This is a genomic window from Streptomyces sp. NPDC048461 (assembly GCF_055587105.1).
The window spans coordinates 184,897-203,382 of the sequence record NZ_JBVJGW010000003.1 but is presented as its reverse complement, the minus strand read 5'-3'; the positions used below and the strand labels follow the sequence as shown (position 1 = coordinate 203,382).

The following is an 18,486-nucleotide window of genomic DNA, read 5'->3' as shown; positions in this document are numbered from 1 at the left end:
CCCCACCCCCCGCGGGCGGTTTCGCCCGCCGCTACTCGGTCTCGTCGACCTTCTCGGCCTTCTCCGCCTTCTCCGCCTTCTCGGCCTTCGCGGCCTTCTCCGCGTCGGCGATCTGGCGCTTGGCCGCCGTCGCGTAGATGTCGACGTACTCCTGGCCGGAGAGCTTCATGATCTCGTACATGACCTCGTCGGTCACCGAGCGGAGGATGAAGCGGTCGCCGTCCATGCCGTGGTAGCGGCTGAAGTCCAGCGGCTTGCCGATCCGGATCCCCGGGCGCATCAGCTTGGGGACCACCTTGCCGGGCGGCTGGATCTTCTCGGTGTCGATCATCGCCACCGGGATCACGGGCGCCCCGGTGGCCAGGGCCACGCGGGCCAGGCCGCCCGGCTTGCCGCGGTAGAGGCGGCCGTCGGGTGAACGCGTCCCCTCCGGGTAGATACCGAACAGCTCCCCGCGTTCGATGACGTCGACGCCGCTCTTGATCGCGGCCTCGCCGGCCCCGCGCGCGCCGGAGCGGTCCACCGGGAGCTGGCCGACGCCCTTGAAGAAGGCGGCCGTCAGCTTGCCCTTGACGCCCGGGGAGGTGAAGTACTCCGCCTTCGCGATGAAGGTGACCTTCCGGTCCAGCACGGCCGGGAGGAAGAAGGAGTCGGAGAAGGACAGGTGGTTGCTCGCGAGGATCGCCGGCCCCTCCGCGGGAATGTTCTCGAGGCCCTCCACCCACGGCCTGAAGGCGAGCTTCAGCGAACCGCCGATGGAGAACTTCATTGCGCCGTAGATCAACTCGAAAGCCTTCCTGTGTCTGTCGAACAGACCTTATCCCTTGGCTCCGCCGGGAGCGGCCCGACGACCCTGGTCGGTGCCACCCCGGTCGCGTACGGTGAAGTCACACAGAGCAACGCCCCCACCCGACGTACATCATGATCAAGGAGACCCTGGTGCCCGTCCTCCCTGGAGCCGAGCCGTTCCGCCACGAGGGCGGAGAGGTCGGCGTCCTCCTCTGCCACGGCTTCACCGGTTCCCCGCAGTCGCTGCGCCCGTGGGCCGAGTACCTCGCCGGGCGGGGGCTCACGGTGTCGCTGCCGCTGCTGCCCGGGCACGGAACGCGCTGGCAGGACATGCAGCTCACCGGCTGGCAGGACTGGTACGCCGAGGTGGACCGCGCGCTGCGGGAGCTGCTGGACCGGTGCGCGCAGGTGTTCGTCTTCGGGCTGTCGATGGGCGGCGCGCTGAGCCTGCGGCTGGCGGCCAAGCACGGTGACGCGATCAGCGGCCTGGTCCTGGTCAACCCGGCCAACAAGGTCCACGACCCGCTCGCCGTCGCCCTGCCGGTGGCCAAGCACTTCATCCGGTCGACGCCGGGCATCGCCAGCGACATCGCGAAGCCGGGCTCGGAGGAGGTCGGGTACGACCGCGTCCCGACGCACGCCGCGCACTCGCTGCGGAAGTTCCTGCAGCTGGTCGACGCCGAGCTGCCGCAGGTGACGCAGCCGCTGCTGCTGCTGCACAGCCCGCAGGACCACGTCGTACCGCCGGCCGACTCGGCGCGCGTCCTGGCGCGGGTCTCGTCGACGGACGTCACCGAGACCCTGCTGGAACAGAGTTACCACGTCGCGACGTTGGACCATGACGCGGAGCGGATCTTCGCGGACAGTTTTGCGTTCGTCGGCCGGCTGGCGGAGAGCGTGGGCAGGGAGGGGGCGGAGGCTGGTGGCTGAGCACGAGGAGCAGTCGGGCGGGGTTCCGCCGCTGGACGAGGAGGCGGCGTGGGCGGCGATCGTCGCCGGGTACGGACAGGAGCCGCCGGACCCGCCGGGGGCCCGGCCGTTCAAGCCGATCGAGAACCTGCTGCTGCCGGAGGACGACGTGAAGCCGCTGCCCCCCGAGGCGGGGCCGAAGACGGAGTCCAAGACGGGCTCCGCGACGGACGCGAAGGCGGAGTCCGCGCCCGGCTCCGCGGCGGACACGAAGGCGAAGCCGGAGCCCTCGGCTGACCCGGGCTCCGGCCCGGCCGCGGAGCCTCCGGCGGCGGCGTCGCTGGGCAGCTCGGTGGTGTTCGCTCCGGGCGTGGGCGGGGCGGGCCCCCGGGACCACTCGCTCGCCGAGCCCGGGGACGACGACCTGACGGCGGCCGAGGAGGGCCACTTCGTGCCGCCGGAGCCGGAGCTGCCGCCGGCGGACACGACGTCGAAGTTCGCGTGGCTCGCGGTGGTCGGCGGGCCGGTGCTGCTGCTCCTGGCGGTGCTGCTGCAGTGGGAGATGACCTGGTGGCTCACGACGCTGGGCATCGGCGGCTTCCTGGGCGGCTTCGCGACGCTGGTGGGGCGCATGGCGCACGACGACGACGAGGACGACGACCCGGGCCGCGGCGCGGTCGTCTAGGACCGGTCACCCGGCCGGGGGCGGGGCCGCCCGAAAACGGCCCCACCCCCACCGGGCGCACGATGCGAACCCCGTGCCTCGGCGCGGGGCCGATCCCAGCCCACCGCCTCAGGGTTCAGGCTCGCAGGGGGGCACCATCCAGCCCCGCCGGCGTGTGAGGCGCGGGGTCCGGGGCGGAGCCCCGGCAGCGGCCCCCGCACCAGCCCCCGGCACCGCACCCGGACGCCCCCGCCCCGCTACGGCGACGGCGGCGCCGCGGGCAGCCGCAGCACCGCCAGCACCGGCAGGTGATCGGTCGCGGCGGCCAGATCCGCGGCCTCCACCCCCGCCAGCCCCGCCGGAACCCCGCAGGCCAGCACCTCCACGCCCCCCGTCACGAAGACCGCGTCGATGCGCCGCTCCGCGCCCCGCGCCGGAAAGGTGTGCTCCCCGCCCCACGGCGCGACCGTCCGGCAGTCCCGCAGGCCCGCGGCCAGGCGGCCGAAGGCCGGTCCGTCGGGAGTCTCGTTCACGTCGCCGGCGGCGATCCCGTACGGCACGTCCATCGCCGCGAGCCGGTCCAGCAGCAGTCCCGCCTGGTCCACCCGCTCGGCCCGGTCCAGCGACAGGTGCGCGGAGACCAGCCCGACCCGCGCCGCCCCGAACCGGACGACGGCCGTGGCGAAGCCCCTGCGGTGCAGGCCGGGGGTCAGCGGCAGCAGTACGTCCTCCGTACGCTCCACGAAGGCCCGCAGCGAGCACAGCAGCAGCGGCCCGGCCGCCGTCGCTCCGCCGCCCAGCACCACCAGGTCGCACTTCGCGGCCAGCCGGGCCGCGTGCTTGCGCCACCGGAAGAACCGGGGCGCCTCCTGGACGAACACCAGGTCCGGCGCGCACGCCCGGATGACCCGGGCCAGCGCCTCCTCGTCGTCGCGCAGCGAGCGGATGTTGTAGCCGAGTACCCGGATCACGGCAGAACCGTCGGGCTCCGTAAGAGACTTGGGCAGCGCGGGCAGCAGGTCCATGCCCGCAAGATACGCAGCTGCCCGCCGCTCCCCCAGGGGGCGCGGCGGGCAGTCACGTCACAAGGAGGGGCTCAGCCCTGGCGCGCCAGGTCGGCGGCGCCGACGAGTCCGGCCTTTCCGCCCAGCTGGGCGGCGAGCACCTGCGCGTGCGGACGCCACGCGCCGCCGATGAGCCAGCGCTTGAACGACTTGCGGATCGGGTCGAGGACGAGGTCGCCCTCGTCCGAGACGCCGCCGCCGACGATGAAGGCCGACGGGTCGAACAGCGAGGCCAGGTCGGCCAGGCCCGCGCCGGCCCAGCGGGCCAGTTCGCGGAAGGAGTCGACGGCCACCAGGTCGCCCTGCCGGGCGGCCTGACTGATGTGCTTGCCCTCGATGCCCTCGGGGGTGCCGTCGCCGAGGGAGAGCAGGAACTGCGCGTTCTCGGGGGTGGCGTTGGCGCGCTGCCTGGCGTACCGGACGAGCGCGCGCCCGGAGGCGTACTGCTCCCAGCAGCCCTGGCTGCCGCAGCCGCACAGCAGGCCGTCGGGGACGACCCGGATGTGCCCGAACTCGGCGGCGACGCCGAAGCGGCCGCGGCGCAGCTTGTTGCCGATGATGATGCCGCCGCCCAGGCCGGTGCCCAGGGTGATGCAGATGACGTCCTCGTGGCCCTGGCCGGCGCCGAAGCGGTACTCGCCCCAGGCCGCGCAGTTCGCGTCGTTCTCGACGACGACGGGCAGGCCGATGCGCTGCTCGACCTTGTCCTTGAGGGGCTCGTGGCGCCAGTTGATGTTCGGCGCGAAGAGCACCGTCGCCCGCTTGTCGTCCACGTAGCCCGCGGCGCCGATGCCGACGGCGTCGATGGTGTGACTGCTGCTGACCTCGGAGACGGCGGCGCAGATCGCGTCCGTCACCGCGTCCGCGGTCGGCGGGGTGGGCACCTTGTACGTCTCAAGGATGGTGCCCTCTTCGTCGACCACGCCCGCCGCGATCTTCGTGCCGCCGATGTCGACGCCGATGGTGAGTCCCATTAGTCCCTCGGTTTCCGGTCAAACCCCGCCACGGGCAACCGTACCCGAGGGTGGCGGAGGTTCAGTCGAGATCGATCCGCTCGGTCGGCCCCGCGTCGGGGCCTTCGTCGCGCGGGTCGGACTCGCGGCGCGGCGCCGGGGGCTCGTCGCGCGTCCAGCGTGCCTCGTGGTCCCCGACGGCGGAGCGGTATGCGGCGAGCAGCTCGGAGCCGGCGGCCGCGAGGTGGTCGAAGACCTCGGGGTTGCGCTCGATGACGGGCTGGGCGGCGCTCTTGGCCTGGTTGACGAACTGGCGCACGGCGCCCTGTGCGGCGACGCCGAGGAGCGGGTTGTTCAGGCCGGACACCTTGTCGGCGACGGCGTCGAAGAGCTTGAACAGCTCCTCCGCGGCGGTTCCGGTGGTCCCCGCGCGGGTGCCGTCCTGCCCGCGCAGGCGCTCCTTCTCGGCGGCGAGGTCCTCGGCGCAGGCCTTGGCCCAGGCGTCGTCGTCGGTGGGGCGGTCGGTGGCCTCGCTCATGGCGGACTCTCCTGCTGCGACTGCGGGGCGGTGGTACTGGTTACCTTCGACGTTACCCGAACGGCGGTACGGCTTTCAGGACGTACGCGGCCACTGGCCCGGATCCGGGGTGAACCGGACGCGGAGCACGTCCTCGCCCAGGGCGGCGCCGGAGACGGTGCAGCGGCGCAGCGCGGACGGCAGCGGGACGATCCTGCGGTACGGGCCCACGGTGAGCAGCAGCTCGTCGCCGCGGCGGATCAGGTCGAGGTCGTCCTTGCGGGCGTGGGGCAGCCGTACGGCCCAGACGAGCACGCCGTCCTCGGCGAGCCGGTCCTCCACGGGCCAGGCGCGGTGCTCACGGCCCGGCCGCCCCGGGGCGAGGCCCCCGCCGGCGGCGAGGGCGCAGAGTTCCGCCAGGTCGTCCGGGCCCTGCGGGTCGCGGCCCAGGTGGGGCAGCCCCCGGAGCGGGACGGCCGGGTCCCGCTCGCGCAGGTACGCCTGCTGCTGGGCCGCGACGGACGCCGCCCAGGGGTCGGCGGAGTCCGCCGGGGCGAGCCGGTTGGCGACGAGGTCGTCGGTGCCCAGCTGGTGCAGGGCGAGCCCGAGGGCTCCGGTGCGCAGGGCGGCGCCGGCGGCCGGACCCGGCTCGGCGACCAGGCGGACGGAGGTGGTGCCGGCCTCGACGACGGCCTGGACGGCGGCCAGCTCCTCGTCCCAGCGGGCGGCGGCCTCGTAGAGCCACTGGGCGGGCATGGGCACGCCGGCCAGCTGGGCCAGTACGGGGCGCAGGGCGCGGGCGGCCTGCCGCTCGGCGGGGAGCAGCCGGGCGAGGTAGCGGCGCAGCTGGGCGGGGAGGGCGAGGGTGGCCACGGTCTGGTGCAGCGGCGGCATGTCGACGACGACCAGGTCGGTACCGGGAGCGGCGGCGGCCCGTCGCAGGGCGCGGAGCAGGGCGAACTGCTCGGCGCCGGGCAGTTCGGTGAGCTCCTCGGCCCCGAGGGGGCGGGCGCCGACCATGCCGAGGAGGGCGGAGCCGCGTTCCTGGAGGGCGAAGAGTTCGTCGCGGAACTCCTCGCCGGAGTCCACCCGGGCCACGCGGAACCCGGCGGCCACGGGGACCGCCCGCAGTCCGGGCACGACCTCGGCGGACGGTCCCGCCGGGCCGCCGACCAGGGCGGCCACCGGGTCGCCGGGGTCTCCGGACAGCAGCAGCACCCGCTGCCCCTGCCGGGCGGCGGCGAGGGCGGTGGCCGCGGCCACGGTGGTCCGCCCGGCCCCGCCGGGGCCGGTGATCAGCAGGGTGCGCATGGTGCGGCTACTCCGGTTCGTGGTCTTCGCGCCTCAAGCGCCGGCCACATCCAGCCCCGCCGGCGTGTGAGGCGCGGGGTCTGGGGCGGAGCCCCGGGGCCGGGACCCCCGCCGCACAGGGCACGGGCCCGGGGCGGAGCCCCGGGCGCGGGGGCGGTCCCCCCGGCGGCGCGTCCCCGCAGGGGGTCAGGTGGACTCGACCCGCTTCTTCAGCCCCGCCAGCGCGCGGTCGATGATGACCTTCTCGGCCTTCCGCTTGATCATGCCCAGCATCGGGATCTTGACGTCCACGGTCAGCTGGTAGGTGACCTCGGTGCGCGTCCCGCCGTCCACCGGGGCCAGCCGGTAGGAGCCGTCGAGCTGGCGCAGCATCTGCGACTTGTCGAGGGTCCAGCTGACTTCGTCCGCGCCCTTCCAGGTGTAGGCCAGGGTGTGGTCGTCCTTGATCGCGCCGGCGTCGAGCAGCAGCCGGACCTTCTCGGCGCGGCCCTGGGCGTCGGTGGCCAGCACCTCGGCCTCCTTCACCTCGCCGGTCCACTCGGGGTAGCGGGCGAAGTCGGCGATCACGGCCATCACGGCGGCCGGCGAGGCCTCGATCGTGATGCTTGAGCTGGTGTGTTCCGCCATCGCGGTCGCTCCTCCGGGGAGTGTTCGAGGAAGTGTGCGGCCTCGGGCCGCCGCTCGAAGGCTACCGCGCGTGCGGGCGCCGCCACTCCAGCACCTCCCGTACCGGCCACCCTCCGCTGCGGTCACCGGGCCGCCCGCCGCCGCCGGGACCGCGCTCACCACTCCAGGGCCCAGGGCCGCCCGGTCGCCGCGAAGTGGCCGACGTTCACGCACTCCGTGCCCCCGATCCGCATCCGCCGGGCCAGGGGCTGGTGCACGTGCCCGAAGAGCGCGTACCGGGGGCGGGTGCGGCGGATGGCGGCGAGCAGGGCCTCGCTGCCCCGCTCGAAGCGCCGCGCGACGGTGTCGTAGCAGAGCTCCGGCACCTCGGGCGGGATGTGCGAGCACAGCACGTCCACCTCGCCCAGCGCCTCCACCTTGGCCGCGTACTCCTCGACGTCCACCTCGTACGGGGTCCGCATCGGCGAGGGCAGCCCGCCGCCCACGAAGCCGAAGACGCGGCCGCCGATCTCGGCCCGCTGTCCGTCGAGGACGGTGAGGCCGGGGCGTTCGGCGTACTCCGGCCACAGACCGGGGATGTCGACATTGCCGTAGGTGGCGTACGTGGGAGTGGGGAACGCGGCGAACATCCCTGCGTACTGGCGGCGCACCGCGTCCTCGATCAGACGTTCGCGGTCCAGCCCGGCCCACAGCTCGCGGCCGAACGCCCGGGCCTCCTCGAAGCGGCGGGCGGTGCGCAGCGCGACGATCCGGTCGGCGCTCTCGACGCCGAAGAGGTCGGGGAAGATGCCGCGCGAATGGTCGGCGTAGTCGAGGAAGAGCACGAGGTCACCGAGGCAGATGAGCGCGTCGGCGCCGTCCCCCGCCCGGGCGAGCGCCTCGGTGTTGCCGTGGACGTCGCTGACGACGTGGACCCGTGTGCCGCTTTTCCTGCCACCCATGCCGCCACCCTAGGGGCGCCCGGGGGCGCGGGGTAGGGGAACCGGTGGAGGGGCCGGACCTGCGGTTACTTCCGAGTCGTCAGGGGGGTCGACTACTGTCGGCAGGGCACGTGCGCGTCATGTGACGCAGGGAACATCTGGCCGGTTCCCTCTATCCGGAACCCACTACCGGTGGGTAACGTCCGGTCGGTCCACACGGTGGCGATGGCGCCCAGAGGAGCAGCAGTCTTGCGCGAGTTCAGTCTTCCGGCCCTGTACGAGGTCCCGTCGGACGGGAACCTGACGGATCTCATCCGCCGCAACGCCGCTCAGCATCCCGACACCGCCGTCATGAGCCGCAAGGTCGACGGCCGGTGGCAGGACGTGACCGCGACCGAGTTCCTCGCCGAGGTCCGGGCGACGGCCAAGGGCCTGATGGCGGCCGGCATCCGCCCGGGCGACCGGGTCGCCCTGATCTCCCGCACCCGCTACGAGTGGGTGCTGATCGACTTCGCGATCTGGAGCGCGGGCGGGGTCACCGTCCCCGTGTACGAGACCAGCTCCCCCGAGCAGATCCAGTGGATCCTCGGCGACTCCGGCGCCGTCGCGGCGGTCGTCGAGAGCCCCGGGCACAGCGACGCCGTGGCCTCCCTGCGCGACCGGCTGCCGGAACTGCGCGAGGTCTGGGAGATCGAGCGGGGCGACCTGGACGCGCTGAAGGCCGCGGGCGCCGCGGTCTCCGACGCCGAGGTCGACGAGCGCAGCGGTCTCGCGAACGCCGACGACCCCGCCACCATCGTCTACACCTCGGGCACCACCGGCCGCCCCAAGGGCTGCGTGCTGTCCCACCGGAACTTCTTCGCCGAGTGCGGCAACGCGGTGGAGCGGCTGAGCCCGCTCTTCAAGACCGGCGAGTGCTCGGTGCTGCTCTTCCTCCCGGCCGCGCACGTCTTCGGGCGCCTGGTGGAGGTGGCGGCCGTGCTGGCGCCGATCCGTCTGGGCTGCGTACCGGACATCAAGAACCTGACCGACGAGCTGCAGTCCTTCCGGCCCACGCTGATCCTCGGCGTGCCGCGCGTCTTCGAGAAGGTCTACAACTCGGCGCGCGCCAAGGCCCAGGCCGACGGCAAGGGCAAGATCTTCGACGCGGCCGCCGAGACGGCGATCGCGTACAGCCGGGCGCTGGACACCCCGCGCGGGCCGTCGTTCGGGCTGAAGCTCAAGCACAAGCTCTTCTCGAAGCTCGTCTACAGCAAGCTGCACGCGGTCCTCGGCGGGCGCGGCGAGTACGCGATCTCCGGCGGGGCCCCGCTCGGCGAGCGGCTCGGCCACTTCTTCCGCGGCATCGGCTTCACGGTGCTGGAGGGGTACGGCCTGACCGAGTCCTGTGCGGCCACCACCTTCAACCCGTGGGACAAGCAGAAGATCGGCACGGTCGGGCAGCCCCTGCCGGGCTCGGTGGTGCGCATCGCGGATGACGGCGAGGTACTGCTGCACGGCGAGCACGTCTTCACCGGCTACTGGAAGAACGAGACGGCGACCGCCGAGGCGCTGACCGACGGCTGGTTCCACACCGGTGACGTCGGCACCCTCGACGAGGACGGCTACCTCGCGATCACCGGCCGCAAGAAGGAGCTCATCGTCACGGCCGGCGGCAAGAACGTCGCCCCCGCGGTGATCGAGGACCGGATCCGGGCGCACGCCCTGGTCGCGGAGTGCATGGTGGTCGGCGACGCGCGGCCGTTCGTGGCCGCACTGGTCACCATCGACGAGGAGTTCCTCGGCCGGTGGGCCGCCGAGCACGGCAAGCCGGCCGGCGTGACGGCCGCGGAGCTGCGCGAGGACGCGGACCTGCTCGCCGCCGTCCAGCAGGCCGTGGACGACGGCAACGCGGCGGTGTCCAAGGCGGAATCGGTGCGGAAATTCCGCATTCTGCCCTCCCAGTTCACGGAGGAGTCGGGCCACATCACGCCGTCGCTGAAGCTCAAGCGGAACGTGGTGGCGAAGGACTTCGCGGACGAGATCGAGGCGCTGTACCGGGGCTGAGCGCGGCTTAGGCCGTGTCTTTCGGATCATGGCGGGCCCGGGGTGTCCGGCACCGCGCCTCGCGGCGTTCTCGTCGGTCGCCGACACACCACGTCGACTCCCTCCTCGGCCTTGCGATGCACGGCACCGGACACCCCGGGCTGATCCGCCCTGATCCGAAAGACACGGCCTAGCGCGGGTCCTCGGCGAGGATCCGCGCCATGTTCCGCTCCGCGAGGGCGGTGACGGTCACGAAGGGGTTGACCCCCAGTGAGCCGGGGATCAGGGAGCTGTCGACGACGTACAGCCCCTGCGCGCCCTTGGCCCGCCCGTAGTCGTCGGTGGCCTCGCCGAGGACGCAGCCGCCCAGCGGGTGGTAGGTGAAGGTGTCGGCGAAGGCCTTGTTCCCGCCGAAGAGGTCGTGCCGGTACACCGTGAGGTTGCGCCGGTTGATGCGGTCGAAGAGGTTCTTGGCCGCGTTGACCGAGGGCGCGTTCTGCTCGCGCCGCCAGGCGAGCCGGGCCGAGTCGGTGGCGGCGTCGTAGGTGAAGTGGCCGCGCTCGGGGTTCCTGGTGATGGCCAGGTACATCGAGATCCAGTGCTCGAAGCCCATGGGGAGCGGGGCGATCTCGGCGAAGACCGGGTTGGCGGCGTTGTCCCAGTCGTCGATGCCCAGGGCGGGCATGGTGGCCTGGTGGGCTCCGACCGTGTCCCAGAGGTGGTTGGCGCGGGCGGTCATGACGTTGCCGTTGGGACCCCAGCCGCGCCCCACCTCGGCGCTCAGCCCGGGCAGCGCCCCCGTCTCGCGGGCGCGCAGCAGGATCTCCGTGGTGCCGAGGCTGCCGGCGCCGAGGAACAGCTGCCGGCAGCCGAGCTCCCGGACCTGGGTGACCCGTCCGGCGAGGTCGCTGGTGCGGACGGTGAGGACGTGGCCGCCGGCCGGGTCGGGGCGTACGGCGACCACGCGCTGCATGGTCTCGATGGTGACGTTGCCGGTGCCCAGCGCGGCGGCCAGGTACGTCTTGTCGAGGCTCCTCTTCCCGTGGTTGTTGCCGTAGATGACCTCGCCGGCGAGCGCGGACCGGGGCGCCGTGCCGGCCGCCTCGCGCTTCATGTGCTCGAAGTCGTAGACGTTGGGGACGAACACGGTCTTCAGGCCGGTGTTCCGGGCGTGCCGGCGCGAGGTCCGGGCGAACCGGTACCACTCGGTGGACTCGAACCAGGCGGGGTCGATGTCGTTGACGCCGAGCATCGCGCGGGCCCGGGGGAAGTAGGTGCCGTACATCTCGTCGGCGTCGACCCGGGGCAGCACCTGCGAGAAGTACGAGCGCCGGGGCGTCGGCGCCATCCCGCCGTTGACGAGGGACCCGCCGCCGACCCCGCGCCCCACGTACACGGACATGTCGCCGTGGTTCACGCGGTCGAGGACGCCGGGGTAGGGGCTGATGTCGCGGTTGACCACGTCGAGCCAGAGGAACTGGGCGAGCGGGGCCTCGGTGCGGGTGCGGAACCACATCGAGCGGTGGTCCGGCGCGGAGGTGGAGGGGAAGACCTTCCCGTCGGGCCCCGGGGTATCCCAGAGGCGGCCCATTTCGAGGACGACGGTACGCACGCCGGCCTGCCCCAGGCGCAGGGCGGCGACGGCGGCCCCGTAACCGGAACCGACGACGATGGCGGGCGCGTACGGTACGGCGGCCGGCTCCACGGCGGCGGCCGAGGCGGCCCCGATCCGCGTGAAGCCGAGCGCCGCGGCGGTCTGGAGGGCGCCGAGCCCGAGGACGTGACGGCGCGTCAGATTGGGTGTCATGGCCGCATCATGAGCGGATTCCGCCCGCCCGGCCATACGCGGCGCCGCCACCCATCCGAGAGACAGTCAGCCGTGTCTCCGGCCCGCAACACCACCCCCGACCCGCGGGCAACTCCAGCCCCGGGGACGCATCCAGCCCCGCCGGCGTTTGAGGCGCGGGGGTCCGGGGGCAAAGCCCCCGCAGCGGCGCCGCGGACGCGCCCGACCGCCCGCCCGGCCGACGCCCGCCCAGCCCAGCCCAGCGGCAGCGCCACGGCAGCGCAACGGCTACAGCAGCTCCCGCAACCGCTGCGCCAGCAGGTCCCAGCGCCACTTCTCCTCGACCCACGCCCGGCCCGCCGCGCCCATCCGGCTCCGCAGCTCCGGATCCAGCAGCAGGGCCGTGATCCGGTCGGCCGCGTCCTCGGCGCAGCCGCCGCGGACCACCCAGCCGGTCTCGCCGTCCAGCACCGCGTCCGGGGCCCCGCCGGAGTCGCCCGCGACCACCGGCAGGCCCGTCGCCGAGGCCTCCAGGTAGACGATGCCGAGCCCCTCCACGTCCAGCCCGCCCCGCCGGGTGCGGCACGGCATCGCGAAGACGTCCCCCGCCCCGTAGTGGGCCGGGAGTTCCGACCAGGGGACGGCTCCGGTGAAGACCACCGAGTCCGCGACGCCGGTGGAGACGGCCAGCTTCCGCAGGTCGGCCTCGTACGGTCCGCCGCCCACGATCAGCAGCACCGCGTCCGGCACCGCCGCGAGGATCCGCGGCATCGCCCCGATCAGCGTGTCCTGCCCCTTGCGCGGCACCAGCCGGGACACGCACACCACCACCGGCCGCTCGGTGAGCCCCAGCCGCGCCCGGACGGCCGCGCCGCCCGAGCCGGGGTGGAAGGTCTTCTCGTCGACCCCCGGCGGGAGTTGCACCATCCGGGACGCCGCGCGGTCCGTCACCGCGGAGGCGATCCGCGAGCGCGTGTACTCCCCCAGGTAGGTCAGCGTGTCCGTGCCCTCGCCGATCCGCCGCAGCAACTGCCGCGCCGCCGGCAGCTGCGCCCAGCCCGCCTCGTGCCCGTGGGTGGTCGCGACGAGCCGCCGCGCGCCCGCCCGGCGCAGTGCCGGGCCCATCAGCCCGAGCGGCGCCGCCGCCCCGAACCACACGGACTCGCAGCCGTGTTCGCGCAGCAGGCCCACGGCCCGGCGCGTCACGCGCGGGGTCGGCAGCAGCATCGTCGTCCGGTCCCGGACCACCTGGAACGGCTGCTCGGCGTCGAAGGCGGCCGTCGCCTCCCGCCCCTCGGCGCCGTGCTTCCAGGTCGAGGCGTAGACGACGACGCGGTCGGGATCCAGCCGCAGCGCCATGTTGTGCAGGAAGGCCTGGATGCCGCCCGGTCGCGGCGGGAAGTCGTTGGTCACGATCAGCGTCTTGTGCATCGGCAGCGACCCTACCGGACCCTCCCCGGGGGCCGGCGGAACTCGCTGTCCAGGGCCTCCCGCCAGGCCTTCAGCAGCCCTTCTGGATCCGTTCCGAGCACCTCCCGCAGGGCCGTCCCCAGCGGTTCGCGCCCCGCGCGCCCGTACAGGGCGACCAGCGCCGCGTCGCCCCAGCGCCGGGCGATCAGGCGGCAGGCCAGCCAGGCACCCTCGTACGCCCGGGCCACCGCCTCCGGTTCCCCGCCGAAGGCGAAGGCCCCGTCCGGCGGGAGCTCCCCCGGAGGCCCGCCCCGGCGCACCTCCCGGGCCAGCGCCGGAGCGCCCTGCTCGGGGGCGGTGTCCGCGCCCCGGTACGCCGCCCAGTCCGCGAAGCCCTCCGACAGCCACAGCGGGGTCGTGGCCGAGGTCGCCGCCCGGGTGGCGACGTGCGTGACCTCGTGGGTCAGCACGATCCGCCGGCCGGCCGCGCTCAGCTCCGCGTACCCCTCCGGGTTGACCACCACCCGGTCGGCGGGGGCCGGTCCCCCGTCCACCCGCCCGGTGGTGACGGCGCCGAGCCCCCGGTACGCGTCGGCCGGCCGGCCCAGCAGTTCCGCCATCCGCTCCAGCGAGCCCGGGACCAGCACCACCACCCGGCCCGCCCACGGCCGGGGCCAGGCCGCGCTCGCCGCGGGCACGGCCCGGTCGGCCTCGGCGGCGATGCCCCGCAGGACGTCCGCGTCCTGCCCGGCGCCGCCCAGGACCAGGGCGTGCGCGCCCCGGACCACCGTCACCGCCCCCTGGTCCCACAGCTGCCGCGGAGCGCCGGGGGCGGGCCGGTCGGCCAGCACCCGCCACGTCCCGCCGTCCCCGGCGAGTTCGAGTTCCCGGGCCGAGCCGTCCGGAGCCGGGTCGTAACCGGCGATCCGGTAGCGCAGCTCCGCCCGCACCACGGCCCGGGCACCGTCGCGGCGCACCGAGCGGACCTCGTACGCCCAGTCCTCCAGCGGGATCCCGGCCAGCCGCTCCGGCGGCACCCGCGACCAGTCGGCCACGGCCCGCCGGACGTCCCGCTCGGCGCCGCCGGCCGGGGGCCGCCCGCCGCAGCCCGCCGACGGCAGGCACAGCAGGAGGCACAGCAGGAGCGGCAGGGCGCGGACGGCGCGGGGACCCGGGGACACCGGCCGATCGTACGCACGGCCCGCCCGCGCCCGCGGACCGCCCGGGGTCGGTCAGGGGCGGGTCACCGAGGACACCGGCATCATGCCGACCGGGTCGTAGCGCACGCGGGCCCCGGGATACGGGGCGTGCACCACCTGGCCGTTGCCCACGTACATGCCGACGTGGCTGGCGTCCGAGCGGTACGTCACGAGGTCGCCCGGCTGCGCCTGCGACAGCGGCACCTGCCGGCCGGCGTGCCGCTGGGCCTGCGAGGTGCGCGGCAGGGAGACCCCGGCCTGCCGGTAGGACCACACCATCAGCCCGGAGCAGTCGAAGCCGGAGGGGCCGGTGGAGCCCCACACGTACGGCCGTCCGACCGCCGCCCGGGCCGCCATCACGGCGGTCGCCGCGCGGCCCGGGGAAGGGCCGGCCGAGGACGGTTCGGGGAGCCCGTCGGCGCGCCCGCCCGAGCGCGAGGCCCGCTCGAAGTCGGCCCGTTCCCCGGAGGGCATGTCGTTCAGCAGTCTGCGGGCGGCCGCGAGCTTCGCCGTGACGGACCGCTTGTGCCGGGCCACGTCGGCCCGCAGCCCTTCGAGCTCGCCGAGCTTGCGCGAGGCCTCCCCGCGTTCCTGGCCGAGCCGCCGCTGCTCCTCGCGCAGTTCGTCGAGCTGCCGGGCCTGGCGTCCGGTCAGCCGGTCCAGTACGGCGGCCCGGGCGAGGTAGTCGTCGGGGTCCTCGGAGAGCATCAGCCCGAGGGCGGGATCGATGGAGCCGCCGCGGTACTGGGCCCCGGCGAAGGCGCCGAGGACGCCCCGCATGGTGTTGATGCGGTCCTGGCCGCGGGCGATCGCATCCTGGGCCCGGCTGACCTCGGAACGCAGCCGGTCGGCCTTCTCCCCGGCCTCGTTGAAGCGCTCGGTGGCCTGCTCGGCCTCCTCGAAGAGCCGGTCGACCTGGGCGCGGCTGCCGGCCGACGGTTCGTGCGGGAGGCCCGGGGCCGCGCCGGCGGGGGCTCCGGTCAGGGCGACCGCGGCCGTCGCCGCGGCGGCGGTCAGGACGGTGACCTTCGTGTTCCGTTCGAGGCCGGTGAAGCCGCTGGGGCCGGGCCGGCGATGGGACGCCACGTGAAACCGCTCCCTTCCGCTGAGCGGGGCCCGGGTCCGCCCCCCGTGGACGGCCGTGTGCCGGGTTCCGCGCTGGCAGACAGTAGCGGCGCGACCACGCACCGGCCAACGACCCCCGGAGGGCGCACAGAGCGACGCCCCGCAGGAGACGCAGGTCACCGGCGGGGCGTGCGGTCGGGGCGGGACGCGGTAATTCGCCCGGATGGGCGGTCCGCGGCGCGTCCCCCGGCCGGGAGGATCAGATGCGGACGCCGAACTGGAACGGCATGTTGTCCATCGACTCGTACTTGATGCCGCCGCGCGGGTTGGAGGCGTGCAGCGTCATGTTGTTGCCCGCGTAGAGGCCCACGTGGTGCAGGTCCCCGTAGAAGAAGACCAGGTCACCGGGCTGCAGCTGACTGCGGCTGACGCGCTGCCCGTCGTTGGCCTGCGTGTACGTGGTGCGGGTGATGCTGACGCCGGCCTGCTTGTAGGCCCACTGCGTCAACCCGGAGCAGTCGTACGCGCTGGGGCCGGTGGCGCCCATGACGTACGCGGTGCCCAGCTTGGTCTTCGCGGCGGCGAGGGCGGCCCCGGCCCGGCCGGAGGCCTTCACGTCGCCGAGGTCCACGCGCTCGCCGGCGCTGCGGCTGGCCCGGGACTCCTCCTCCTTGAGCTGCGTGCGCTCCTGCGCGGTCAGCGTGTTGAGGAGGGCCTGCGCCTCGGCGAGCTTGTCCGTCGAGACCTTCTTCTTCTCGCCGAGCTCCTTGCGGGTGGCGTCGAGGTCGGCCAGCTTGCCGGAGGCCTCCTGGCGCTGCTGCGCGAGGCTGCGCTGCTTGGCCTGGATCTTCTGGACGGCTTCGACCTGCTTGCCGCTCAGGTGGTCGAGGGAGGCCGCCTTGTCCAGGTAGCTGTCCGGGTCGGCGGAGAGGAAGAGCGCGAGGGAGGGGTCGATGCCGCCGCCGCGGTACTGGGCGCTGGCCATCGAACCGAGCGTGCTGCGCAGCTCGTTGAGGTCGCCCTGGCCGCGCGCGACCTGGTCCTGGAGCTGCCCGATCTCCTTTTCGAGCTTCTCCTGGCGCTCCTTGGCCCCGTTGAACTTCTCGGTGGCCTGCTCCGCCTCTTCGTAGAGCGCGTCGACCTGGGACTTGACCTCGTCCTTGCCCGGCTTCGCCGGGGCGGCCGAGGCGCCCTGGGCGGAGAGGGCGACGGCGGCGGCGGCCGTGGCGGTCAGTACGGTCACACGAGCGCGGGTCGGCTGCTTGGGTCGACGGTGGGACGCCACGAAGGCGAGCTCCTTCTTCCTCGAGCCGCCGAAGAACGCAACTCGGCAGCGCCTCCGCCGTCACCCCGAATGAGTGACCTACCGCACGAAGGTTTGAACAGACCTTAGTGACCTCGCTGTGATCAGTTCAAATCCCGCAGGGAAAAAACTTGGTCCCCGACCAGCTTCTTTACCTACAGCGCACGCTGTGTGCCGGGGACTTGACGGTACGTTCCCCCGGCGGACCGTCAATTCCGGCATTCCCCGCAGGGGTTACGAAACACGCGAAAGCCGCTTCAGCAACAAGGCGGACGTTACGGGCCGCGCCCCGGCCTTGGCCACCCCGTCGGCGACCTCCCGGTCCGTGGAGACCACCACGACCGGCCGGCCCGTCGGCTCCGCCCGCACCAGCTGGCGGATCAGCTCGTCCGCCGTCACCCCGGCCTTGGAGAACAGCACCCGCACCCCGCGCGGCGGCGCGAGCAGCACCGGGGCCGCCAGTTCCGCCCCGTCGAACACGCAGGTCATCTCCGCGCCGGTCTGCGCGGCGAGCATCGACAGCCCGCCCAGCAGCCGCAGCCGCTGCTTCTCCAGGGGCATCGTCGGGTAGCCCGTCTTGGTCACGTTGTAGCCGTCGACCACCAAGTGCGCCTGGGGCAGCGCCAACAGCTGGTCCAGCAGCGCCGGATCGGTCTCCGACAGCGCGCGGGCCGCGATGTCCTTCGGCGTCATCCGGCCCGGCTCCACCGCGTCCACGGTGTCCGCCGGGCGGGTGCTGACCGGCGGCAGCGCCAGCTCGCGGCGCAGCCCGGCCGCCGCGTCCAGCACGGTGTCCAGCAGCAGCCGCAGCCGCATGTCCTCGATGCTGCGCCCCTCGCGGGTGGCCCGGCGCGAGGTCTCCAGCGCCGCCTCCACCTCCGCCAGCCGGGACTTGAGCCGCCGGGACTCGCTCTCGGCGGCGGCCACCCGGGTGGCCGCCTCGCCGCGGATCCCGTCGACCTCCGCGTTCACCTTGCGCAGGGCGGCCTCGCCGCGCTTGACGTCGCTCAGGGCGCTGCGCAGCTTGCGGTGCAGCGATTCCGCCTCCTTGCGCGAGGTCTCCAGCTCGGTGCGCACCTGCTCGCCGCCGGAGCGCTGCAGCTCCCGTACGTGGGACAGCTCCTCGCGGAGCCGGTCCAGTTCGCGCCGGGTCTCCTCGTCGGCCCGCTCGGCGTCGGCTCGCTGCGCCTCCTCGCCCGCGGCGGCCACCAGCTTGACCCAGCCGGCCGGCCGCAGGACGTACGCGGCCGCCGCCACGTCCAGCGGATCGGCGGCGGCGGGCGGCGCGCCGGACTCCAGCGCGCCGGCCAGGTCCGCCTGGGCCTCGCGCAGCTTCTCGGCGACCCTGCCGCGGAACACGCCGTCGGTCTCGACCGCCGCCGCCATCGCGTTGCCCGCGAACTTGGCGCGCCGGGTCGGGGTGAAGCGGGCGTACTGGCGCAGCTGCGCCGGGAGGTCCGCGACCGTCAGTGCGCCGAAGGCGTCCGAGACGAGCGCGACGACCCGGCGCCGCACGCCTTCCGGCAGCGGGCGGTCGAGCACCTCGGCGGCGTCGCCGGCCGCGTCGGCCGGCTCAGCGCCGCTTGCTGGCTCCACAATCCGTCACCCCTACCGTGATCTACCTGTGGGCGGGGCTCCCTCAGGAGTCCGCGCCCGGCCTGTCCACGAGCTCGATCTGGTCCACCGCGTTGCACCAGCGGCAGCGGACCGACTCGATGGTCTCATTGACCACCTCCCGCTCCTCGACCTTGGGCGCCCCGGCGAGGTCCAGGTGGACGTACTCCACGACCTTCGACGAGCGGGTGACGTCGAACCGCGTGAGGTTGCCGCACAGGGTGCAGCGCCACCGGGTGGTGTCGGTCGGCAGGGGAACCGTCATCAGGCCGCTCTCTCCTTCGTAGCTGTTTCAATTAAAGCGGTCCGCGCGGCCGTCTGCGCGGGCCG

At 74.1% G+C, this 18,486-nt stretch carries 17 protein-coding genes; 3 read left to right on the top strand and 14 right to left on the bottom strand.

Going from position 1 to position 18,486, the window contains the following annotated elements:
- Positions 1 to 31: 31 nt before the first annotated feature.
- Positions 32 to 769, bottom strand: a complete 738-nt coding sequence (locus tag ACZ6S8_RS06495; protein ID WP_469453569.1) for a lysophospholipid acyltransferase family protein — start codon at positions 767 to 769, stop codon at positions 32 to 34.
- Positions 770 to 939: 170 nt separating this feature from the next.
- Between ACZ6S8_RS06495 and ACZ6S8_RS06490 the strand changes: the two genes are divergently transcribed.
- Together ACZ6S8_RS06490 and ACZ6S8_RS06485 are read left to right on the top strand one after the other, a co-directional pair.
- Positions 940 to 1,719, top strand: coding sequence for an alpha/beta hydrolase (locus tag ACZ6S8_RS06490; RefSeq protein WP_469453065.1), 780 nt, complete (start codon positions 940 to 942; stop codon positions 1,717 to 1,719).
- A complete protein-coding gene (locus ACZ6S8_RS06485) occupies positions 1,712 to 2,383 on the top strand; it encodes a hypothetical protein (RefSeq protein WP_469453063.1) in 672 nt (223 codons plus the stop codon). Before ACZ6S8_RS06490 ends, ACZ6S8_RS06485 begins: the two co-directional genes overlap by 8 nt.
- 236 nt (positions 2,384 to 2,619) lie before the next feature.
- Here the strand turns inward: ACZ6S8_RS06485 and ACZ6S8_RS06480 are convergent, their stop codons facing one another.
- From ACZ6S8_RS06480 to ACZ6S8_RS06455, 6 genes are all read right to left on the bottom strand, one after another.
- Complete coding sequence (locus ACZ6S8_RS06480; protein ID WP_469453061.1) at positions 2,620 to 3,387, bottom strand: endonuclease/exonuclease/phosphatase family protein; 768 nt, start codon at positions 3,385 to 3,387, stop codon at positions 2,620 to 2,622.
- A gap of 71 nt (positions 3,388 to 3,458) precedes the next feature.
- Positions 3,459 to 4,400, bottom strand: a complete 942-nt coding sequence (locus tag ACZ6S8_RS06475) for an ROK family glucokinase (protein ID WP_469453059.1) — start codon at positions 4,398 to 4,400, stop codon at positions 3,459 to 3,461.
- A 61-nt stretch (positions 4,401 to 4,461) separates the two neighbouring features.
- The gene (locus tag ACZ6S8_RS06470) at positions 4,462 to 4,917 is read right to left on the bottom strand and encodes a DUF5304 domain-containing protein (RefSeq protein WP_469453057.1); all 456 of its coding nucleotides are present in this window, start codon (positions 4,915 to 4,917) and stop codon (positions 4,462 to 4,464) included.
- A gap of 75 nt (positions 4,918 to 4,992) precedes the next feature.
- Entirely contained in the window at positions 4,993 to 6,207 is a 1,215-nt protein-coding gene (locus ACZ6S8_RS06465) for an ArsA family ATPase (protein ID WP_469453055.1), read from the bottom strand.
- A gap of 186 nt (positions 6,208 to 6,393) precedes the next feature.
- Positions 6,394 to 6,834 carry an SRPBCC family protein gene (locus tag ACZ6S8_RS06460; RefSeq protein WP_469453053.1) on the bottom strand — a complete coding sequence of 147 codons (441 nt, stop codon included), beginning with the start codon at positions 6,832 to 6,834 and terminating at the stop codon, positions 6,394 to 6,396.
- Between the two features lie 155 nt (positions 6,835 to 6,989).
- On the bottom strand, positions 6,990 to 7,775 hold the full coding sequence (locus ACZ6S8_RS06455; RefSeq protein WP_469453051.1) for a metallophosphoesterase family protein: 786 nt from the start codon (positions 7,773 to 7,775) through the stop codon (positions 6,990 to 6,992).
- Between the two features lie 228 nt (positions 7,776 to 8,003).
- Here ACZ6S8_RS06455 and ACZ6S8_RS06450 point away from each other — a divergent pair, with 228 nt between their 5' ends.
- Entirely contained in the window at positions 8,004 to 9,800 is a 1,797-nt protein-coding gene (locus tag ACZ6S8_RS06450) for an AMP-dependent synthetase/ligase (RefSeq protein WP_469453049.1), read from the top strand.
- 169 nt (positions 9,801 to 9,969) lie between these two features.
- On the opposite strand, the gene ACZ6S8_RS06445 is transcribed toward ACZ6S8_RS06450, so the two are convergent.
- The 7 genes from ACZ6S8_RS06445 to ACZ6S8_RS06415 all read right to left on the bottom strand — a co-directional run bounded on the left by ACZ6S8_RS06445 (position 9,970) and on the right by ACZ6S8_RS06415 (position 18,421).
- Positions 9,970 to 11,586 carry a GMC oxidoreductase gene (locus ACZ6S8_RS06445; RefSeq protein WP_469453047.1) on the bottom strand — a complete coding sequence of 539 codons (1,617 nt, stop codon included), beginning with the start codon at positions 11,584 to 11,586 and terminating at the stop codon, positions 9,970 to 9,972.
- A gap of 267 nt (positions 11,587 to 11,853) precedes the next feature.
- Positions 11,854 to 12,996: a glycosyltransferase family 4 protein gene (locus ACZ6S8_RS06440; RefSeq protein ID WP_469453045.1), complete on the bottom strand. Its 1,143-nt coding sequence runs from the start codon at positions 12,994 to 12,996 to the stop codon at positions 11,854 to 11,856.
- Between the two features lie 11 nt (positions 12,997 to 13,007).
- Positions 13,008 to 14,156 carry a hypothetical protein gene (locus ACZ6S8_RS06435; protein ID WP_469453043.1) on the bottom strand — a complete coding sequence of 383 codons (1,149 nt, stop codon included), beginning with the start codon at positions 14,154 to 14,156 and terminating at the stop codon, positions 13,008 to 13,010.
- 51 nt (positions 14,157 to 14,207) lie between these two features.
- Positions 14,208 to 15,260, bottom strand: a complete 1,053-nt coding sequence (locus tag ACZ6S8_RS06430) for a C40 family peptidase (RefSeq protein WP_469453041.1) — start codon at positions 15,258 to 15,260, stop codon at positions 14,208 to 14,210.
- A gap of 238 nt (positions 15,261 to 15,498) precedes the next feature.
- Positions 15,499 to 16,524, bottom strand: coding sequence for a C40 family peptidase (locus ACZ6S8_RS06425; protein ID WP_469453039.1), 1,026 nt, complete (start codon positions 16,522 to 16,524; stop codon positions 15,499 to 15,501).
- Between the two features lie 252 nt (positions 16,525 to 16,776).
- Positions 16,777 to 18,141 carry an NYN domain-containing protein gene (locus ACZ6S8_RS06420; protein ID WP_469453567.1) on the bottom strand — a complete coding sequence of 455 codons (1,365 nt, stop codon included), beginning with the start codon at positions 18,139 to 18,141 and terminating at the stop codon, positions 16,777 to 16,779.
- Between the two features lie 40 nt (positions 18,142 to 18,181).
- Positions 18,182 to 18,421, bottom strand: coding sequence for a hypothetical protein (locus ACZ6S8_RS06415; protein WP_398666711.1), 240 nt, complete (start codon positions 18,419 to 18,421; stop codon positions 18,182 to 18,184).
- Between the last annotated feature and the right edge of the window lie 65 nt (positions 18,422 to 18,486).